The following is a 15,588-nucleotide window of genomic DNA, read 5'->3' as shown; positions in this document are numbered from 1 at the left end:
TGAATCGTACACACTGCGGACCCCTCGTTGTCCACCCGTGTTCAGCGTTTTCCGCACGCCGGGACGGCGTGGCCGGACGGCGCGGCGAAAATCGTGCCTCTCCCACCCTCGGCTCTCAGGGAGGCATGACAGTCTTGGTACGCACCACGCCGCGACGACGACCCTGCTGTGGAGGACCGGTGGCCCAGCCGACCACACCCGACGTGCCGAACCCGACCGAGGCGGCGCCGGACGCGCCGCCCCCGGCGGGCACCACCCCGGCCCAGGACGCCACGCTGCTGGAGCGGGCCCTGTTCGAGACCAAGCGGGTGATCGTCGGCCAGGACCGGATGGTCGAGCGGATGTTCGTCGCGCTGCTGGCGCGGGGCCACTGCCTGCTGGAGGGCGTGCCGGGGGTGGCGAAGACACTCGCCGTGGAGACCCTGGCGCGGGTCGTCGGCGGCTCGTTCGCCCGGGTCCAGTTCACCCCCGACCTGGTGCCCGCCGACATCATGGGCACCCGGATCTACCGGCAGTCCAGCGAGAAGTTCGACGTCGAGCTGGGCCCGGTCTTCGTCAACTTCCTGCTCGCCGACGAGATCAACCGCGCGCCGGCCAAGGTGCAGTCGGCGCTGCTGGAGGTGATGAGCGAGCGGCAGGTCTCCATCGGCGGCGAGAGCCACCGGGTGCCGGACCCGTTCCTGGTCATGGCCACCCAGAACCCGATCGAGCAGGAGGGCGTCTACCCGCTGCCGGAGGCACAGCGGGACCGGTTCCTCATGAAGATCGTCGTGGGATACCCGACCGATGCCGAGGAGCGCGAGATCGTCTACCGGATGGGCGTGACGCCGCCCGAGCCGGCCCGGGTGTTCGACACCCCGGACCTGGTCGCCCTCCAGCACAAGGCCGACCAGGTGTTCGTGCACAACGCGCTGGTCGACTACGCGGTGCGGCTGGTGCTCGCCACCCGGGCGCCGGCCGAGCACGGCATGCCCGACGTCGCCCAGCTCATCCAGTACGGCGCCAGCCCGCGCGCCTCGCTCGGCCTGGTCCGGGCCACCCGCGCGCTGGCGCTGCTGCGCGGCCGGGACTACGCGTTGCCGCAGGACGTGCAGGACATCGCGCCGGACATCCTGCGCCACCGGCTGGTGCTCAGCTACGACGCGCTCGCCGACGACGTGCCGGCCGACCACATCGTGCACCGGGTGATGTCGACCATCCCGCTGCCCGCCGTCGCGCCCCGCCAGCAGGCCACACCACCGCCGCCGGCCGTGCCGCACAACGGGTGGCCCGGGCAGCGGCCGTGACCTCGCCCACCCCGCTGAGCGCCGCCGGCGACCGCTCGGGGGCCGTGCTGGCCCGGCTCCAGCTCATGGTGACCCGCAAGCTGGACGGCCTGCTCCAGGGCGACTACGCCGGGCTGCTGCCCGGACCGGGCAGCGAGGCGGGGGAGTCCCGGGAGTACCGGCCCGGCGACGACGTGCGCCGGATGGACTGGCCGGTCACCGCCCGCACCACCATGCCGCACGTTCGGCGTACGGTGGCCGACCGCGAGCTGGAGACGTGGCTGGCGGTGGACATGTCGGCCAGCCTGGACTTCGGCAGCGGACGGTGGCTCAAGCGGGACGTGGCGGTGGCCGCCGTCGCCGCGCTGGCCCACCTCACCGTGCGGGGCGGCAACCGGATCGGGGCGGTGGTCGGCACCGGCGGGCCGGGCACGATGCTGCGGCTGCCCGCCCGCTCCGGCCGCAAGGAGGCCCAGGGGCTGCTGCGGGCGGTCGCCGGAGCCGAGATCCGGCCCGGCCGCAGCGACCTCGGCGCGCTCGTCGACATGCTCAACCGGCCGCCCCGGCGGCGCGGCGTCGCGGTGGTGATCTCCGACTTCCTCGCGCCGCCGCAGCAGTGGGGCCGTCCGCTGCGTAAGCTGCGGGTCCGCCACGACGTGCTGGCCGTCGAGGTGGTCGATCCGCGGGAACTGGAACTGCCCGACGTGGGGGTGCTGCCGGTGGTCGACCCGGAGAGCGGGGAGCTGCACGAGGTGCAGACCGCCGACCCGGGCCTGCGCCGCCGGTACGCCGAGGCGGCGGCCGCCCAGCGCGGGGCGATCGCCGCCGAACTGCGTGCCGCGGGCGCGGCCCACCTGCGCCTGCGTACCGACCGAGACTGGCTGCTGGACATGGTGCGTTTCGTCGCCGCGCAGCGGCACGCCCGCACCAGAGGGACGACTCGATGATCCGTTTTCTGCAACCGTGGTGGCTGCTCGCCGTGCTGCCGGTGCTCGCCCTCGCCGCCGCGTACGTCTGGCGGCAACTGCACCGCCGGCAGTACGCCCTGCGGTTCACAAACGTCGACCTGCTGCGTACCGTCGCGCCCAAGGGACTGGGCTGGCGGCGGCACGTGGCGGCCACCGCGTTCCTGCTCTGCCTGCTGGTGCTGGCGACCGGGCTGGCCCGTCCGGCGATCGACACCCGGGAGCCGCTGGAGCGGGCCACCGTGATGCTCGCCATCGACGTGTCGCTGTCGATGCAGGCCGACGACGTGTCACCGAACCGCCTGGAGGCGGCGCAGGAGGCGGCCAAGCAGTTCGTCGGCGAGCTGCCGCAGAGCTACAACCTGGGGCTCGTCTCGTTCGCGAAGTCGGCGAACGTGCTGGTGCCACCGACGAAGGACCGGGCCGCCGTCACCACCGCCATCGACGGGCTGGTGCTGGCCGAGGCAACCGCCACCGGCGAGGCGGTCTTCACCTGCCTGGAGGCGATCCGCTCGGTGCCGGCCGACGGCGCCGCCGGCATCCCGCCGGCCCGGATCGTGCTGCTCTCCGACGGCTACCGCACGTCGGGCCGGTCGGTGGAGGAGGCCGCGGCGGCGGCGCAGGCGGCGAACGTGCCGGTGTCCACCATCGCGTTCGGCACCGACTCCGGGCAGGTCGACATCGGCGGGCAGCTCCAGCGGGTGCCGGTGGACCGCACCGCGCTGTCCCAGCTCGCGGAGACCACGCAGGGCTTCTTCTACGAGGCGGCTTCGGCCAGCGAGCTGAAGCAGGTCTACCAGGACATGGGCAGCTCGATCGGCTACCGCACCGAGCCGCGTGAGATCACCCAGTGGTACGCGGGGATCGCGCTGCTGCTGGCCCTGTGCGCGGGCGGGCTGAGTCTGCTCTGGACGTCCCGGCTGGTCTGAGCCGGGAACCGGCCGGCGGCGGTCAGTGACCGCCGCCGACCAGCACGAACAGGACGGCCACCCAGACGGCGGCGAGGGTGAAGCCCAGCGGGGCGACGTAACGGCTCATGGGTGTGCTCCGTGGCGACGGGCGGCCCGGTGCGGGCCGTTGGGGGTCGGGGCGTACGCGCACGAAGTCGTGACCGGGTGCTCCGCCGCGCGGCAGGCCACACCCCGGCGTGCTCGCCGGGAAGCGAATGCGGTGCGGAGGGCGGGAAGCGGGTCAGCCGCGTCGGCAGAGCCGTGGCTCAGCGGGGCTGACGGTGGGCCCGGCCACGACTGGGAGGATCGCTATCTCGCACAGCGATCACCTCCTGCGGTCGGCGGGGCCCGGCGCGGGCGCAGACCGGCCCGCGAACGCGATCATCGTACACCGGGGGTGTGGGTGTCGCGCGCGCGGCCGCCGGTCCCGCGGACCCCGGTTGGAGCGGCGCTGTGACCTGCGCGGGTTAGCGCTTACCTGTCGGTAACCCCTAGGCTCCGACCGACCGAGAGATCACTGAGCAGAGGGGGATCCGTGGCCCGAACGGTGCTGGTGACCGGCGGCAACCGGGGGATCGGCCTGGCCATCGCGCAGGCGTTCGCCAAGCAGGGCGACCGGGTGGCGGTGACGTACCGGAGCGGCGAAGCCCCCGAGGGCCTGTTCGGCGTGCGGTGCGACGTGACCGACGCCGAGTCGGTCGACGCCGCGTTCACCGCGATCGAGGCGGAACTCGGCCCGGTGGAGGTGCTCGTCGCGAACGCCGGCATCACCGACGACACGCTGATCATGCGGATGTCCGAGGAGCAGTTCGCCCGCGTCCTCGACACCAACCTGACCGGCTCGTTCCGGGTCGCCAAGCGGGCCTCGACGAAGATGCTCCGCGGCCGCTGGGGCCGCATGATCTTCATCTCCTCGGTGGTCGGCCTCTCCGGCGGCGCGGGCCAGGTCAACTACGCGGCCAGCAAGGCCGGCCTGGTCGGCGTGGCCCGCTCGATCACCCGCGAGCTGGGCGCCCGCAACATCACCGCGAACGTGGTGGCGCCCGGCTTCATCGACACCGACATGACGGCGGGCCTGCCCGAGGAGCGCAAGGCGGAGATCCGCAAGTCGATCCCGGCCGGCCGGATGGCCACCCCGGACGAGGTAGCCGGTGTCGTCACCTGGCTCGCCTCGGACGCGGCCGGATACGTCACCGGCGCCGTCATCCCGGTCGACGGCGGCCTCGGCATGGGTCACTGAGCGAAGCACACGGAGGAGACACGCAATGTCCGGACTTCTCGCCGGTAAGCGGCTGCTTGTCACCGGCGTCATCACCGACGCGTCGATCGCCTTCTCGGTGGCGAAGCTCGCCCAGGAGAACGGCGCCCAGGTCGTGCTCACCGGTTACGGCCGGCTCTCCCTGGTGGAGCGGATCGCCAGGCGGCTGCCCGAGCCGGCGCCCGTGATCGAGCTGGACGTGACGAACGAGGAACACCTGGCCGGGCTGGCCGACAAGGTACGCGAGCACGTCGACGGCCTGGACGGGGTGGTCCACTCGATCGGATTCGCGCCGCAGAGCTGCCTCGGCGGCGGTTTCCTCGACGCCCCCTGGGCGGACGTGGCCACCGCGCTCCAGGTCTCCACCTACTCGTACAAGTCGCTGGCCATGGCCGCGCTGCCGCTCATGTCCGCCGGTGGCGCCGTGGTGGGCCTCACCTTCGACGCCACCAAGGCGTGGCCGGTCTACGACTGGATGGGCGTGGCCAAGGCCGGGCTGGAGTCCGCCTCCCGCTACCTGGCGCTGCACCTGGGCAAGCAGGGCATCCGCAGCAACCTGGTCGCGGCCGGCCCGCTGCGCACCATCGCGGCCAAGTCCATCCCCGGCTTCGACCAGTTCGAGGACGCCTGGACCGAGCGGGCCCCGCTGGGCTGGAGCCTCACCGACCAGGAGCCGGCCGCGCGGGCCTGCCTGGCGCTGCTGTCCGACTGGTTCCCGGCCACCACCGGCGAGATCGTCCACGTCGACGGCGGCTACCACGCCATCGGCGCCTGAGAGGTAAGGAAGGGCCCCTTCTTAACGCCTCGTGCAGCGGAAGGGGCCCTTCTTAACACGCCGCCGCCCGGGTGGTCACCACACCGACCAGGGGGCGTCGCCACGCCGTGACGGCGGGCGAGGAAGAATGGCCCCATGGCGTACGACGCGTTGGTGCTGGTCTCCTTCGGCGGCCCGGAGCGGCCCGAGGACGTTCTCCCGTTCCTGCAGAACGTGACCCGGGGGCGGGGCGTGCCGCCGGAGCGGCTGGCCGAGGTCGCCGAGCACTACCTGCACTTCGGCGGGGTGTCGCCGATCAACCAGCAGTGCCGTGACCTGCTCGCGGCGATCCGCGAGGACTTCGCCGCAAACGGCGTCGACCTGCCGGTCTACTGGGGCAACCGCAACTGGGATCCGATGCTCGCCGACACGGTGGCACGGATGCGCGACGACGGGATCACCCGGGCGCTGGCGTTCGTCACCAGCGCGTACGGCGGCTACTCCTCCTGCCGGCAATACCAGGAGGACATCGCCTCGGCCCGCGCCGCTGTCGGCCCGGACGCCCCGCTGATCGAGAAGCTGCGCCAGTTCTGGGACCACCCCGGCTTCATCGAGCCGCACGCCGACGCGGTCCGGGCCGCGCTGGCCCAGCTCGACCCGGCGAAGCGGGACAGCACCCGGCTGGTCTTCACCGCGCACTCGGTTCCGATGTCCGCGGCCGCCACCGCCGGCCCGCACGGCGGCCGGTACACCGCCCAGCTGGAGGAGGTCGCCCGGCTGGTGCACGCCGCGGCCGCGCCCGACCTGCCGTACGACCTGGTCTGGCAGAGCCGGTCCGGGCCGCCGCAGGTGCCGTGGCTGGAGCCGGACGTCAACGACCACCTGGCCACCCTGCCCGAGCAGGGCGTGACGAGCGTGGTGGTCAGCCCGATCGGCTTCGTCTCCGACCACCTGGAGGTGGTGTGGGACCTGGACACCGAGGCGCTGGAGACGGCCAAGCAGCTCGGCCTCGACTTCGTCCGCGCCGGCACCCCCGGGGTCGACCCGCGATTCGTGGCGATGGTCCGCGAGCTGGTGCTGGAGCGCACCGCCCCGGACGGCGAGCGGCTGCGCCGCCGCCTCGGCGAGCTGCCCGCCTGGGACACCTGCCCGGCGTTGTGTTGCGTACCCCCGGCCCGCCGGCCCTGAGCCCGACCCGACGACACCCCTGGGGACGACACGATGCTTGACCGCAAGCCGGTGCAGAGCTGGCTCACCGACATGGACGGCGTGCTGGTGCACGAGGGGCAGCCGGTGCCCGGCGCTCCGGAGTTCGTCAAGAAGCTGCGTGCCTCCGGCAAGCCGTTCCTGGTGCTGACGAACAACTCCATCTACACCCCGCGCGACCTCCAGGCCCGGCTGGCCCGGATGGGGCTGGACGTGCCGGAGGAGGCGATCTGGTCCTCCGCGCTGGCCACCGCCCAGTTCCTGGCCGACCAGCGGCCGGGCGGCACCGCGTACGTCATCGGTGAGGCCGGCCTGACCACGGCGCTGCACGCGGTGGGTTACGTGCTCAGCGACTTCGCCCCGGACTACGTGGTGCTGGGGGAGACGCGTACCTACAGCTTCGAGGCGATAACCAAGGCGATCCGGCTGATCAACGACGGTGCCCGGTTCATCTGCACCAACCCCGACGCCACCGGCCCGTCGATGGAGGGCGCGCTGCCGGCGGCCGGTTCGGTGGCGGCGATGATCTCGAAGGCGACGGGTGTCGACCCGTACTTCGTCGGCAAGCCCAACCCGATGATGATGCGCTCCGCGCTGAACACCATCGACGCGCACTCCGAGTCGACCGCGATGATCGGCGACCGGATGGACACCGACATCCTGTGCGGGCTGGAAGCCGGGCTGGAGACGATCCTGGTGCTCACCGGCATCAGCAGCCGGACCGAGGCGGAGCGGTACCCGTACCGTCCGTCGCGGATCGTCGATTCGGTGGCCGACCTGATCGACGAGGTCTGAGCCGGGGGTCTGCGGTGTTAGAGCCGCAGCGGCGCGTTGCAGGCGGCCACCAGGGCCTGCCGGCACGCGGTGGTCAGCGGCCGCAGCGCCGCGTCGCGCTGCTGCGCCTCGTAGGTGTTCACCGCGCCGCCGGGCGCGCTCTCCCCGGCCAGCGCCAGCACCCGATCGAGTACGGCGGCGCGCGCGAACAGCCGGCGGGCCCGCGGGTCGAAGCCCGGCGGCAGGTCGGTGCCGCCGTCCGGGCGGCGCAGCGCGGCGAGCGCGCCGGCCAGCTCGGGCCGCCACTGCGCGACGTCCAGCCGGGTCAGCGTGGCGGTGGTCTCGGCCAGCACGGCGGCGAGTTCGGCCTCGGCCTCCGCCGCGCCGGGCGTGGCGAGCGACGCCTTCGGCGCGTCCACCGGCAGCGGGTGGACCCGCCACAGCACCGTCTCCCAGGTCATCCCGGAGCCGGAGGTGTGCGTGCGGACCTCGGGCACCAGCCCCATCCCGCTCGCCACCACCGCCTCGCCCGCCACCAGCGCCGCCCCGGCGAACGCACCCGGGCCGGGCAGGCCGCGCGGGTCGCCGGGCGCGGGCAGCACCAGGCGGATGTCGTCGGGCGAGTGCTTGGCGAGGCTGGGCAGCGCCTCCCGCAGTGACACGTCGGTCCAGGTGCCGGGGGCGTCGGCGACGAGGTGCTCCTCGTCGCCGGTCACGGCGTCGGCCACCTCGTCGAACGGCACCAGGCCGGCTCGCCAGGCACGCACCCAGGCGACGAACCGGCTCGACCGGCGCGGAGCCAGCGTGGCCGCGCCCGCTGCGGGGGAGGACATGCCGAAAGGGTACGTGCTCCGCGCCGCTGCTGTCTCGGCTGCCGCTCCGGCGGCGCTACCTGGTCCCAACTACCCCCTTCGCACCGTTTCGTGCCGACGGATGATCACGCGGTCGGCGCGTCGCCGGGCGGCACTCCGGGACGCTGGTTAGCGTTTCCGGCATGGCGGGGCGATATGACGGCGACGTGCTGGCCGGCGACTGGCGGCGACGGAAGGTGACCCCCGAGGTCGACGCCGAACCCGACCTGGTGGTCGAGGACGCCGACTCCGGGTTCTGCGGCGCCGTGGTCGGCTTCGACTCCGGCGCGGTGGTGCTGGAGGACCGGCACGGGCGGCGGCGCAACTTCCCGCTGCTGCCTGCCGCGTTCCTGCTCGACGGCAGGCCGGTCACGCTGCGGCGGCCCGCCCGCGCCCCGGTGCCCGCCGCGCGACGCCGTACCGCGTCCGGCTCGATCGCTGTGGACGGCGTCCGGGCGCAGGTCGCCAAGGCCAGCCGGATCTGGGTCGAGGGCGTGCACGACGCCGCGCTGGTCGAGCGGATCTGGGGCGACGACCTGCGCGTCGAAGGCGTGGTCGTGGAGCCGCTGGACGGCATCGACGCGCTCGCCGACGAGGTGCGCGCGTTCGCGCCCGGCCCGGGTCGCCGGCTCGGCGTGCTCGTCGACCACCTCGTGCCCGGCTCCAAGGAGAGCCGCATCGTGGCGCGGGTGAACTCGCCGCACGTGCTGGTCACCGGGCACCCGTACGTCGACGTGTGGCAGGCGGTACGCCCGGCGGCGCTCGGCATCTCCGCGTGGCCTGTGGTGCCACCGGGGCAGCCCTGGAAGGAGGGCGTCTGCGCGGCGCTCGGGGTGGCCGAGCCGGCCGACATGTGGCGGCACATCCTGTCCCGGGTGGACAGTTTCGCCGACGTCGAGACGCCGCTGATCAACGCCATGGAGCGCCTGATCGACTTCGTCACCGAGCCTGGGTGACCGGTTGGGCCTCTGTAGTGGTTGCGGTTGAGGGCCGGGGGCGACCGTGCCCGGCTCCGGGCGGTCAGGCGTGATCCCTGCGCCGGTCACGGTCGCCCCCGGCCCCGCCGTGCACCGGCTCCGCCCGCCCTCAGATCTCCTGTCCCCGCCTCGGTCTCCCTTCAGTCTCCCGTCCTCGTGCCCCTGGCACCCCTCGCCTGGTTGATCAAGGAGTTTGTGGGCGTGCTGGAGATCAACGCCGACACAAACTCCTTGATCACCGGGGTGAAGGGTGGCCGTGTGCGTCGATCATGGAGTTGTGGTCCCAGTGGATCGGGGCATAGCGGGGCGAAAGGGGGGCCACAAGTGCAAGATCGGCGGGGCGGGGGTGGGGGCGAGGGCTGTCAGGGGAGGTCGTCGGGGGTGCGGGTCAGGAGGAAGGTGGCTATGTCCAGGGCTACCGGGGTGCCGGAACGGTCGCGGATCACCGTCAGGATCTCGCCGTCCTGGGGGCCGGAACGGCCGCGCCACCGGTCCGGGCCCTCGGGAGTGAACCGGAGCAGCGGCCTGCCCACCTGACCGCCGACCAGGTCCCCGGCGGCGTCGACGCGGAACTCGTACTCGCCGCCCATCCACCACCAGCGGCCGGTGAGCGCGGCGAGGTCGGCGGCGGGCGGGTCGGCCGGGTGCCAGGGGGCGGGCGCGGCCGGTTCGGCGTCCAGCACCAGCGTGAGCGTCTCGCGGCCGAGCGCGCCGATGTGGTGGCCGCGCATCCCGTACGCGTTGGCGAAGTTGACCACGGCGGTCCGGGTGGGCCGGTGCACGGCCAGGCCGGCGACGTAGCCGGGCATGGAACCGCCGTGCCCGGCGTACACGCGGTCGCCGACCCGGTAGAGCTCGATGCCGAGGCCGTGCCCCCCGGTCCACGAGTCGAGGTCGTTGATCACCAGCGGGGCGCACATCTCGGTGAGGGTGGCGGGGGAGAGCACCGCCGGGTCCGGGTCGGCCAGGAACGTCGCCCAGCGGCCCAGGTCCTCGACAGTCGACCAGAGTTGCCCGGCCGGCGCCATCGCCCCGGTGTCGGTACGCGGCTCCTCCCGCAGCGTCTCGTGCCAGGGGTGGACGACGTAGCCGTGGGCGTACGGCTCGGCCGGGTGGTACGTGGTGCGGCGCAGGCCCAGCGGCGCCAGCAGCCGCTCGGTGAGCAGGTCGGCCCACGGCGTGCCGGTGATCCGTTCCAGCAGGCCGCCCAGCAGCCCGTACGCCAGGTTCGAGTAGTGGTAGACGAAGTGCGGCGGATAGGCGATCTTGCCCGGCGTCAGCCCGGCCAGCAGCGTGTCCAGGTCCATGCCCTCGGCCCGCTCCCACCACTGGCCGTCCGGCTCGCGTTGCAGCCCGCCGGCGTGGCTGAGCAGCTGGCGCACGGTGACCGCGCCGACCGGGGTGCCGGGCAGGTGGGCGTCCAGCGGGTCGTCGAGCGCCAGCCGGCCGGCGTCGCGCTGCTGCATCACCAGCACCGCGGTCATGGTCTTGGTGATCGAGCCGACCCGGTACTGCAGGTCGCCGTCGGGCGGGGGTGTCGCACCGGCCACCGCCAGGTGCGCCAGGTGACCGTCGCGGACCACGCCGAGGGCGAGCGAGGGCGCCCGCCCCTCGGCCTGGGCCCGGGCGACCAGCAGGTCCACTTGACGCGCGGTCTCGGGCAGCAGGGGCATGTCGTCCTCCTCGTCGGCGGGTGACGCGGTACGCCGCGCCGAGCCTAGCGATCATGACAGTTCGATGACACGTGCGTTGACGTGTCAGGATTGTTCTCGTGGACGCCGTGTTCTGGATCGTTCTAGGTGTGGTATTAGCGGTCGCCGAGATCTTCACGACGACGCTCTTCCTGATCATGTTCGGGGTCGGGGCGTTCGCCGCCGCCGGCGCCGCGGCGCTCGGTGCGCCGGTGGCGCTCCAGGTGGCGATCTTCGCGGTGGTGTCGGCGCTGTCGGTGGTGGTGGCCCGTCCGGTGGTCCGGCGGCACGCCCGGCCGGCACTGGAGACCGGGGAGCAGCCGTTCGGGGTCGAGGCGCTGGAAGGGGCCACCGCTGTGGTCCTGGAGGCGGTCGACGCCGAGCGGGGCATGGTCAAGATCGATGGTGAGCTGTGGACGGCCCGCTCGTACGACGCGACGCGCGCGTACGCCGAGGGTGAGCGGGTGCAGGTGATCAAGGTCCGGGGCGCTACTGCCCTGGTGTGGCAGGACGACATTTCCACCCCGGGCGAGCTGCCCGAAGCGAAAAGGTGAACGGTATGGAGTTTCTGGCGATCCTGATGATCGCGGTGGCGTTGATCGGCGTGGTGACGCTGTTCAAGGCGGTGCGGATCGTGCCGCAGCAGCGTCAGGACGTGGTGGAGCGGCTCGGTAAGTACAAGCGCACGCTGAACCCGGGCCTCAACCTGCTGGTGCCGTTCGTCGACGCGGTGCGCACCAAGGTCGACATGCGCGAGCAGGTGGTCAGCTTCCCGCCCCAGCCGGTGATCACCTCCGACAACCTGGTCGTCTCGATCGACACTGTCCTCTACTTCAAGGTGGTCGACTCGGTCCGCGCCACCTACGAGATCTCCAACTTCCTCCAGGCCATCGAGCAGCTCACGGTCACCACGCTGCGTAACGTGATCGGCTCGCTCGACCTGGAGCGCGCGCTGACCAGCCGCGAGGAGATCAACAGGCACCTGTCCGGCGTGCTGGACGAGACCACCGGTCGCTGGGGCATCAAGGTGACCCGGGTCGAGATCAAGGCGATCGAGCCGCCGCCGAGCATCCGCGACTCGATGGAGAAGCAGATGCGCGCCGAGCGGGACCGCCGTGCCGCGATCCTCAACGCCGAGGGCCACAAGCAGTCGCAGATCCTCACCGCCGAGGGTGAGAAGCAGGCCGCGGTGCTGCGCGCCGACGGTGACCGGCAGGCCCGGATCCTCCAGGCGGAGGGCCAGGCCAAGGCGATCCGTACCGTCTTCGACGCGATCCACACCGCCAACCCGAGCCAGAAGGTGCTGGCCTACCAATACCTCCAGGCGCTGCCGCAGATCGCCAACGGCACTGCAAACAAGGTCTGGATCGTCCCGACCGAGCTGACCAGGGCTCTGGAGGGCATGGGCGGCGCGCTGGGCGGGCTCGCGAACATGGTCGGCGACCAGCCGTCGCCGGAGGCCGCCAAGAGCGCCGGCGAGGTCGAGCGGGAGGCCGCCGAGGCCGCCCAGGCCGCGGCCATCGCGGCCCAGGAGATCCACGACGAGGTACGCGTGGCGGAGGCGCAGGCCACCGGCGGTAACACCCCGCAGGGCCTGCCCGCGCCGGAGCCGGTGTCGCCGGCCAGCCTGGTGAACGACCCGGCGGACCAGCGCGAGCGGGGCTGACCGGAAACCCGAGAATCCCTCATACGGCGCTCCGGCGGCTGCCACCATCGGTCTGAGGACTGGTGGTGGCAGGGCCGGAGCGCCGTCGCGCGTCCCGGGCCGCCCGTGGCGCGAACGAGGTGAGGCATGAAGGACCCGGCTAACCGGTTGTTCTCCCGTACCCCCGTCCCCGGCGCGCACGACCCCGCCGGACCGATCGGCTCCCGGCGTACCGGAGGGGGTTTCGGGGTCCTGCCGTTCGTCTCCGAGCCGGGCCCGGGGGCGCCGGCCACCGACGCGACCTGGGCCTGGTCGATCCGCCGGTTCGCCCGCGCGGCGGTCTGGCTGCTCCCGGCGTACGCGGTCCTCTACGGCCTGGTGGCGATGGCCAGCGACGGCGGCGTGGGCAACGACCCGTACCCGGCCGACGGCCGGCCGCTCTACCTGGTCGGCTGGGTCGCGGCCGTGTGGCTCGGGCTGCTCGCCCTGCTCGCGCTGACCGGCCTGCTCGCCGCCACCCGCTGCCGCCGCGTCGCACTGGCCGGGCTGCTCGCGAGCATCGGCGGGATGGTGCTGATGCTGCCGTTCGCAGGGCTGGCCGAGCAGACGCCGGTGTTCGGGGTGACCGCGCGCGGCATCGTGCTGTTCGGCGCCACCCTCTACAGCGTGGGCTGGTTCCTCACCGGCTGGTCGGTCGCCCGGTCCGGGATGTTCTCCTACGGCGACGGGACCATGCTGATGATCGCCGCCCCGCTGCTCGGCCTGGGCGGCGCGCTGATCGGCTCGCTCCAGACGTTCGGTGCGATCTTCGTGCTGGTCGCGGGCATCGGCATCGGCTACCGCAGTGGCCGGCTGGTGCCCGAGACCATCGCCCGGGACGCGGCCGCGGCGAGCGTCGCCGCCGCACCCGTGCCGCCCGCGTCACCGAAGGGCCCACTCGGTGCGGGGTGACCGGTTCTCCAGCTGAACGGTCGCCGTGAGGTAACTGACAGTTGCCTGGCGAGGTGGCCGGTAGGCGGCTTTAGTGGCAATCCTTGCGTCCATGCCGTCTCCCAGGTCGCCGCTGTCGCGGCTGTTCACCGTGCTGCTGGCCGGCCTGCTCGCCGGGCTTGTCCTCGCGGTCGCCGCGCTGCCCGGCGGCCTGCTCGGCGGGTTCGCCGCCCGGGCGGCGCTCGGCGCGTACGCGGACCTGCCGGACGCGCTGCGCACCCCGGTGCAGCCGCAGCGCTCCTACCTCTACGCCAACGACGGCACCACGCTGATCACCACGTTCTACGACGTGAACCGCACCGACGTGCCGCTGGCCGAGATCGCCCCGGTGATGCGGCAGGCGATCATCGCGGCCGAGGACCGGCGGTTCTACTCGCACGGCGGCGCGGACCCGCGCGGCATCGCCCGCGCGCTGGTGGCGAACGTCTCCGGCGGCGGCACCGAGCAGGGCGGCTCCACGCTGACCATGCAGTACGTCCGCAACGTGCTCAAGACCGACCCGAACCGCACCCCGGAGGAGCGGCAGGCCGCCACCGAGCAGACCGTCGGGCGCAAGCTCCAGGAGATCCGGTACGCGAACGCGCTGGAGCAGTCGCTGTCCAAGGACGAGATCCTCAACCGCTACCTCAACATCGCGTACTTCGGTTCCGGCGCGTACGGCGTCGCCGCCGCCAGCCAGCGCTACTTCGGCAAGGCCCCGGCCGACCTGACGCTGGGCGAGGCGGCGCTGCTGGCCGGCCTGGTGCAGTCGCCGGACGCGTACAGCCCGATCGACGGCGACAAGGACCAGGCGCTGGCCCGGCGCGGGTACGTGCTCGACGCGATGGCCGAGACCGGCGCGATCACCGCGCAGCAGGCCGCCGCGGCGAAGACCGAGGCGCTGACGCTGCGCCCGACGGCCCAGCCCAACGGCTGCACCGCCACCGCCCAGGGCCACGACGACTGGGGCTTCTTCTGCGACTACCTGCGCCGCTGGTGGCTCACCCAGCCGGCCTTCGGCAGCACCCCCGAGGAGCGGGAGCAGGCGCTGCGCCGGGGCGGCTACCGGGTTGTCACCACGCTCGACCCGGCGATCCAGCAGACCGCGCAGGAGCAGGCCACGAAGGTCTACGGGTACGGCAACAAGCGCGCGCTGCCGATCGCCGCGGTCGAGCCCGGCACCGGCCGGGTGCTCGCCATGGCGGTGAACCGGCACTACAGCCTCGACGCCAACCCGGATGGGCAGGCCAACCACCCGAACACGGTCAACCCGCTGATCTCCGGCGGCGCCAGCGTCGACGGCTACCAGGCCGGCTCGACGTTCAAGATGTTCACCATGCTGGCCGCGCTGGAGGCCGGCAAGCCGCTGTCCACCGGCTTCGACGCCCCGAGCCGGCTGCCCACCCGGTACGCCTCGGACGACGAGGGCAACTGCGACGGCACGTGGTGCCCGGCGAACGCCAACCCGCAGTGGATGGACGGCTACCGGATGATGTGGGACGGCTTCGGCCGTTCCGTCAACACGTACTTCGTCTGGCTCGCCGAGCAGGTCGGCGAGGACAAGGTGGTGGAGATGGCCCAGCGCCTCGGCATCACCTTCCGGGCCGACTCCGACGCCGCGTTCGCCCGCGACAACGCCGCGAACTGGGGTGCCTTCACCCTCGGCGTCGCCGCCACCACCCCGCTGGACCTGGCGAACGCGTACGCCACTGTGGCCGCCGAGGGCACGTACTGCACGCCGCTGCCGGTGGTCTCGGTGACCGCGCCCGACGGGGACGCCGTCGACGTGGCGCAGCCGTCCTGCAAGCGGGTGCTCGAACCGGACGTGGCCCGCGCCGCCACCGACGCGGCCCGCTGCCCGGTCGGCCAGCAGTCCTCGGTCGGGCAGTGCAACGGCGGCACCGCCACCGCCGTCGACCGGATCGTCGGCCGCCCGGTGGCCGGCAAGACCGGCAGCTCGGAGCGGAACGCCACGGAGACGTTCGTCGGCTACACCCCGCAGATCGCGGTGGCGGGCATCGCCGCCAACCCGGACGACGTCAACGACCTGGTCGGCTCCGCCGTGCAGGCGAAGGTGATCGACGCGGTGGCCCGGACCATCAGGACGGCGCTCACCGGCAAGCCGGTGGCCGGCTTCACCGCGCCGAGCCGCGCGCTGGTCGGCGACCCGCAGCGCCCGCAGCCGCCCCGGCGGACCGAGCCGGACAACCGCCGCGAGCAGCGCCAGGACAGCGAGCTGCCCGCCGACGTGCTGCGCTGGCTGCGCGGCCGCGGGTAAGGAAG

14 protein-coding genes are annotated in these 15,588 nt (G+C 73.1%); 12 read left to right on the top strand and 2 right to left on the bottom strand.

Translation table 11 applies throughout. From position 1 onward, the window contains the following. Positions 1-179 precede the first annotated feature (179 nt). From AB0B20_RS20775 to AB0B20_RS20745, 7 genes are all read left to right on the top strand, one after another. Complete coding sequence (locus AB0B20_RS20775) at positions 180-1,286, top strand: MoxR family ATPase (protein WP_357388010.1); 1,107 nt, start codon at positions 180-182, stop codon at positions 1,284-1,286. Beyond that, positions 1,265-2,212 (top strand): DUF58 domain-containing protein, encoded by a 948-nt coding sequence (locus AB0B20_RS20770; protein ID WP_357388012.1) that lies wholly within the window; start codon positions 1,265-1,267, stop codon positions 2,210-2,212. The genes AB0B20_RS20775 and AB0B20_RS20770 overlap by 22 nt, the downstream gene beginning before the upstream one ends. Further along, complete coding sequence (locus tag AB0B20_RS20765; RefSeq protein WP_302907890.1) at positions 2,209-3,159, top strand: VWA domain-containing protein; 951 nt, start codon at positions 2,209-2,211, stop codon at positions 3,157-3,159. The genes AB0B20_RS20770 and AB0B20_RS20765 overlap by 4 nt, the downstream gene beginning before the upstream one ends. Positions 3,160-3,715: 556 nt before the next feature. Then, positions 3,716-4,420, top strand: coding sequence for a beta-ketoacyl-ACP reductase (locus AB0B20_RS20760; RefSeq protein ID WP_357472557.1), 705 nt, complete (start codon positions 3,716-3,718; stop codon positions 4,418-4,420). 25 nt (positions 4,421-4,445) lie between these two features. Continuing rightward, complete coding sequence (gene fabI, locus AB0B20_RS20755) at positions 4,446-5,213, top strand: enoyl-ACP reductase FabI (RefSeq protein ID WP_357388016.1); 768 nt, start codon at positions 4,446-4,448, stop codon at positions 5,211-5,213. Positions 5,214-5,348: 135 nt separating this feature from the next. After that, positions 5,349-6,380, top strand: coding sequence for a ferrochelatase (locus tag AB0B20_RS20750; protein WP_357388018.1), 1,032 nt, complete (start codon positions 5,349-5,351; stop codon positions 6,378-6,380). A 33-nt stretch (positions 6,381-6,413) separates the two neighbouring features. After that, positions 6,414-7,193 carry an HAD-IIA family hydrolase gene (locus AB0B20_RS20745; protein WP_091048117.1) on the top strand — a complete coding sequence of 260 codons (780 nt, stop codon included), beginning with the start codon at positions 6,414-6,416 and terminating at the stop codon, positions 7,191-7,193. Positions 7,194-7,210: 17 nt separating this feature from the next. Here AB0B20_RS20745 and AB0B20_RS20740 read toward each other — a convergent pair whose 3' ends face one another. Continuing rightward, a complete protein-coding gene (locus AB0B20_RS20740; RefSeq protein WP_357388020.1) occupies positions 7,211-8,005 on the bottom strand; it encodes a hypothetical protein in 795 nt (264 codons plus the stop codon). Positions 8,006-8,166: 161 nt separating this feature from the next. Here AB0B20_RS20740 and AB0B20_RS20735 point away from each other — a divergent pair, with 161 nt between their 5' ends. After that, complete coding sequence (locus tag AB0B20_RS20735; RefSeq protein ID WP_357472554.1) at positions 8,167-8,979, top strand: DUF3097 domain-containing protein; 813 nt, start codon at positions 8,167-8,169, stop codon at positions 8,977-8,979. A 383-nt stretch (positions 8,980-9,362) separates the two neighbouring features. Here AB0B20_RS20735 and AB0B20_RS20730 read toward each other — a convergent pair whose 3' ends face one another. Continuing rightward, positions 9,363-10,673 carry a serine hydrolase domain-containing protein gene (locus AB0B20_RS20730; RefSeq protein ID WP_357472550.1) on the bottom strand — a complete coding sequence of 437 codons (1,311 nt, stop codon included), beginning with the start codon at positions 10,671-10,673 and terminating at the stop codon, positions 9,363-9,365. A 98-nt stretch (positions 10,674-10,771) separates the two neighbouring features. Here AB0B20_RS20730 and AB0B20_RS20725 point away from each other — a divergent pair, with 98 nt between their 5' ends. The 4 genes from AB0B20_RS20725 to AB0B20_RS20710 all read left to right on the top strand — a co-directional run bounded on the left by AB0B20_RS20725 (position 10,772) and on the right by AB0B20_RS20710 (position 15,583). Then, a complete protein-coding gene (locus AB0B20_RS20725) occupies positions 10,772-11,245 on the top strand; it encodes an NfeD family protein (protein ID WP_357388026.1) in 474 nt (157 codons plus the stop codon). A 5-nt stretch (positions 11,246-11,250) separates the two neighbouring features. Beyond that, positions 11,251-12,357 carry an SPFH domain-containing protein gene (locus tag AB0B20_RS20720; protein WP_357388028.1) on the top strand — a complete coding sequence of 369 codons (1,107 nt, stop codon included), beginning with the start codon at positions 11,251-11,253 and terminating at the stop codon, positions 12,355-12,357. 126 nt (positions 12,358-12,483) lie between these two features. After that, positions 12,484-13,287, top strand: a complete 804-nt coding sequence (locus AB0B20_RS20715; RefSeq protein ID WP_128137353.1) for a hypothetical protein — start codon at positions 12,484-12,486, stop codon at positions 13,285-13,287. A 91-nt stretch (positions 13,288-13,378) separates the two neighbouring features. Beyond that, a complete protein-coding gene (locus AB0B20_RS20710; protein WP_357472546.1) occupies positions 13,379-15,583 on the top strand; it encodes a transglycosylase domain-containing protein in 2,205 nt (734 codons plus the stop codon). Positions 15,584-15,588: the final 5 nt, after the last annotated feature.

This window comes from Micromonospora sp. NPDC049151 (assembly GCF_040648395.1).
Lineage (GTDB): Bacteria > Actinomycetota > Actinomycetes > Mycobacteriales > Micromonosporaceae > Micromonospora.
Note: the sequence above shows the minus strand (reverse complement) of the source record. Positions and strands in the feature narration are given on the sequence as shown.

Coding starts and splice junctions, on each gene's coding strand:
- AB0B20_RS20710 (WP_357472546.1), top strand. CDS start 13,379: ATGCCGTCTCCCAGGTCGCCGCTGTCGCGGCTGTTCACCGTGCTGCTG.
- fabI (WP_357388016.1), top strand. CDS start 4,446: ATGTCCGGACTTCTCGCCGGTAAGCGGCTGCTTGTCACCGGCGTCATC.
- AB0B20_RS20745 (WP_091048117.1), top strand. CDS start 6,414: ATGCTTGACCGCAAGCCGGTGCAGAGCTGGCTCACCGACATGGACGGC.
- AB0B20_RS20750 (WP_357388018.1), top strand. CDS start 5,349: ATGGCGTACGACGCGTTGGTGCTGGTCTCCTTCGGCGGCCCGGAGCGG.
- AB0B20_RS20720 (WP_357388028.1), top strand. CDS start 11,251: ATGGAGTTTCTGGCGATCCTGATGATCGCGGTGGCGTTGATCGGCGTG.
- AB0B20_RS20715 (WP_128137353.1), top strand. CDS start 12,484: ATGAAGGACCCGGCTAACCGGTTGTTCTCCCGTACCCCCGTCCCCGGC.
- AB0B20_RS20735 (WP_357472554.1), top strand. CDS start 8,167: ATGGCGGGGCGATATGACGGCGACGTGCTGGCCGGCGACTGGCGGCGA.
- AB0B20_RS20765 (WP_302907890.1), top strand. CDS start 2,209: ATGATCCGTTTTCTGCAACCGTGGTGGCTGCTCGCCGTGCTGCCGGTG.
- AB0B20_RS20730 (WP_357472550.1), bottom strand. CDS start 10,673: ATGCCCCTGCTGCCCGAGACCGCGCGTCAAGTGGACCTGCTGGTCGCC.
- AB0B20_RS20740 (WP_357388020.1), bottom strand. CDS start 8,005: ATGTCCTCCCCCGCAGCGGGCGCGGCCACGCTGGCTCCGCGCCGGTCG.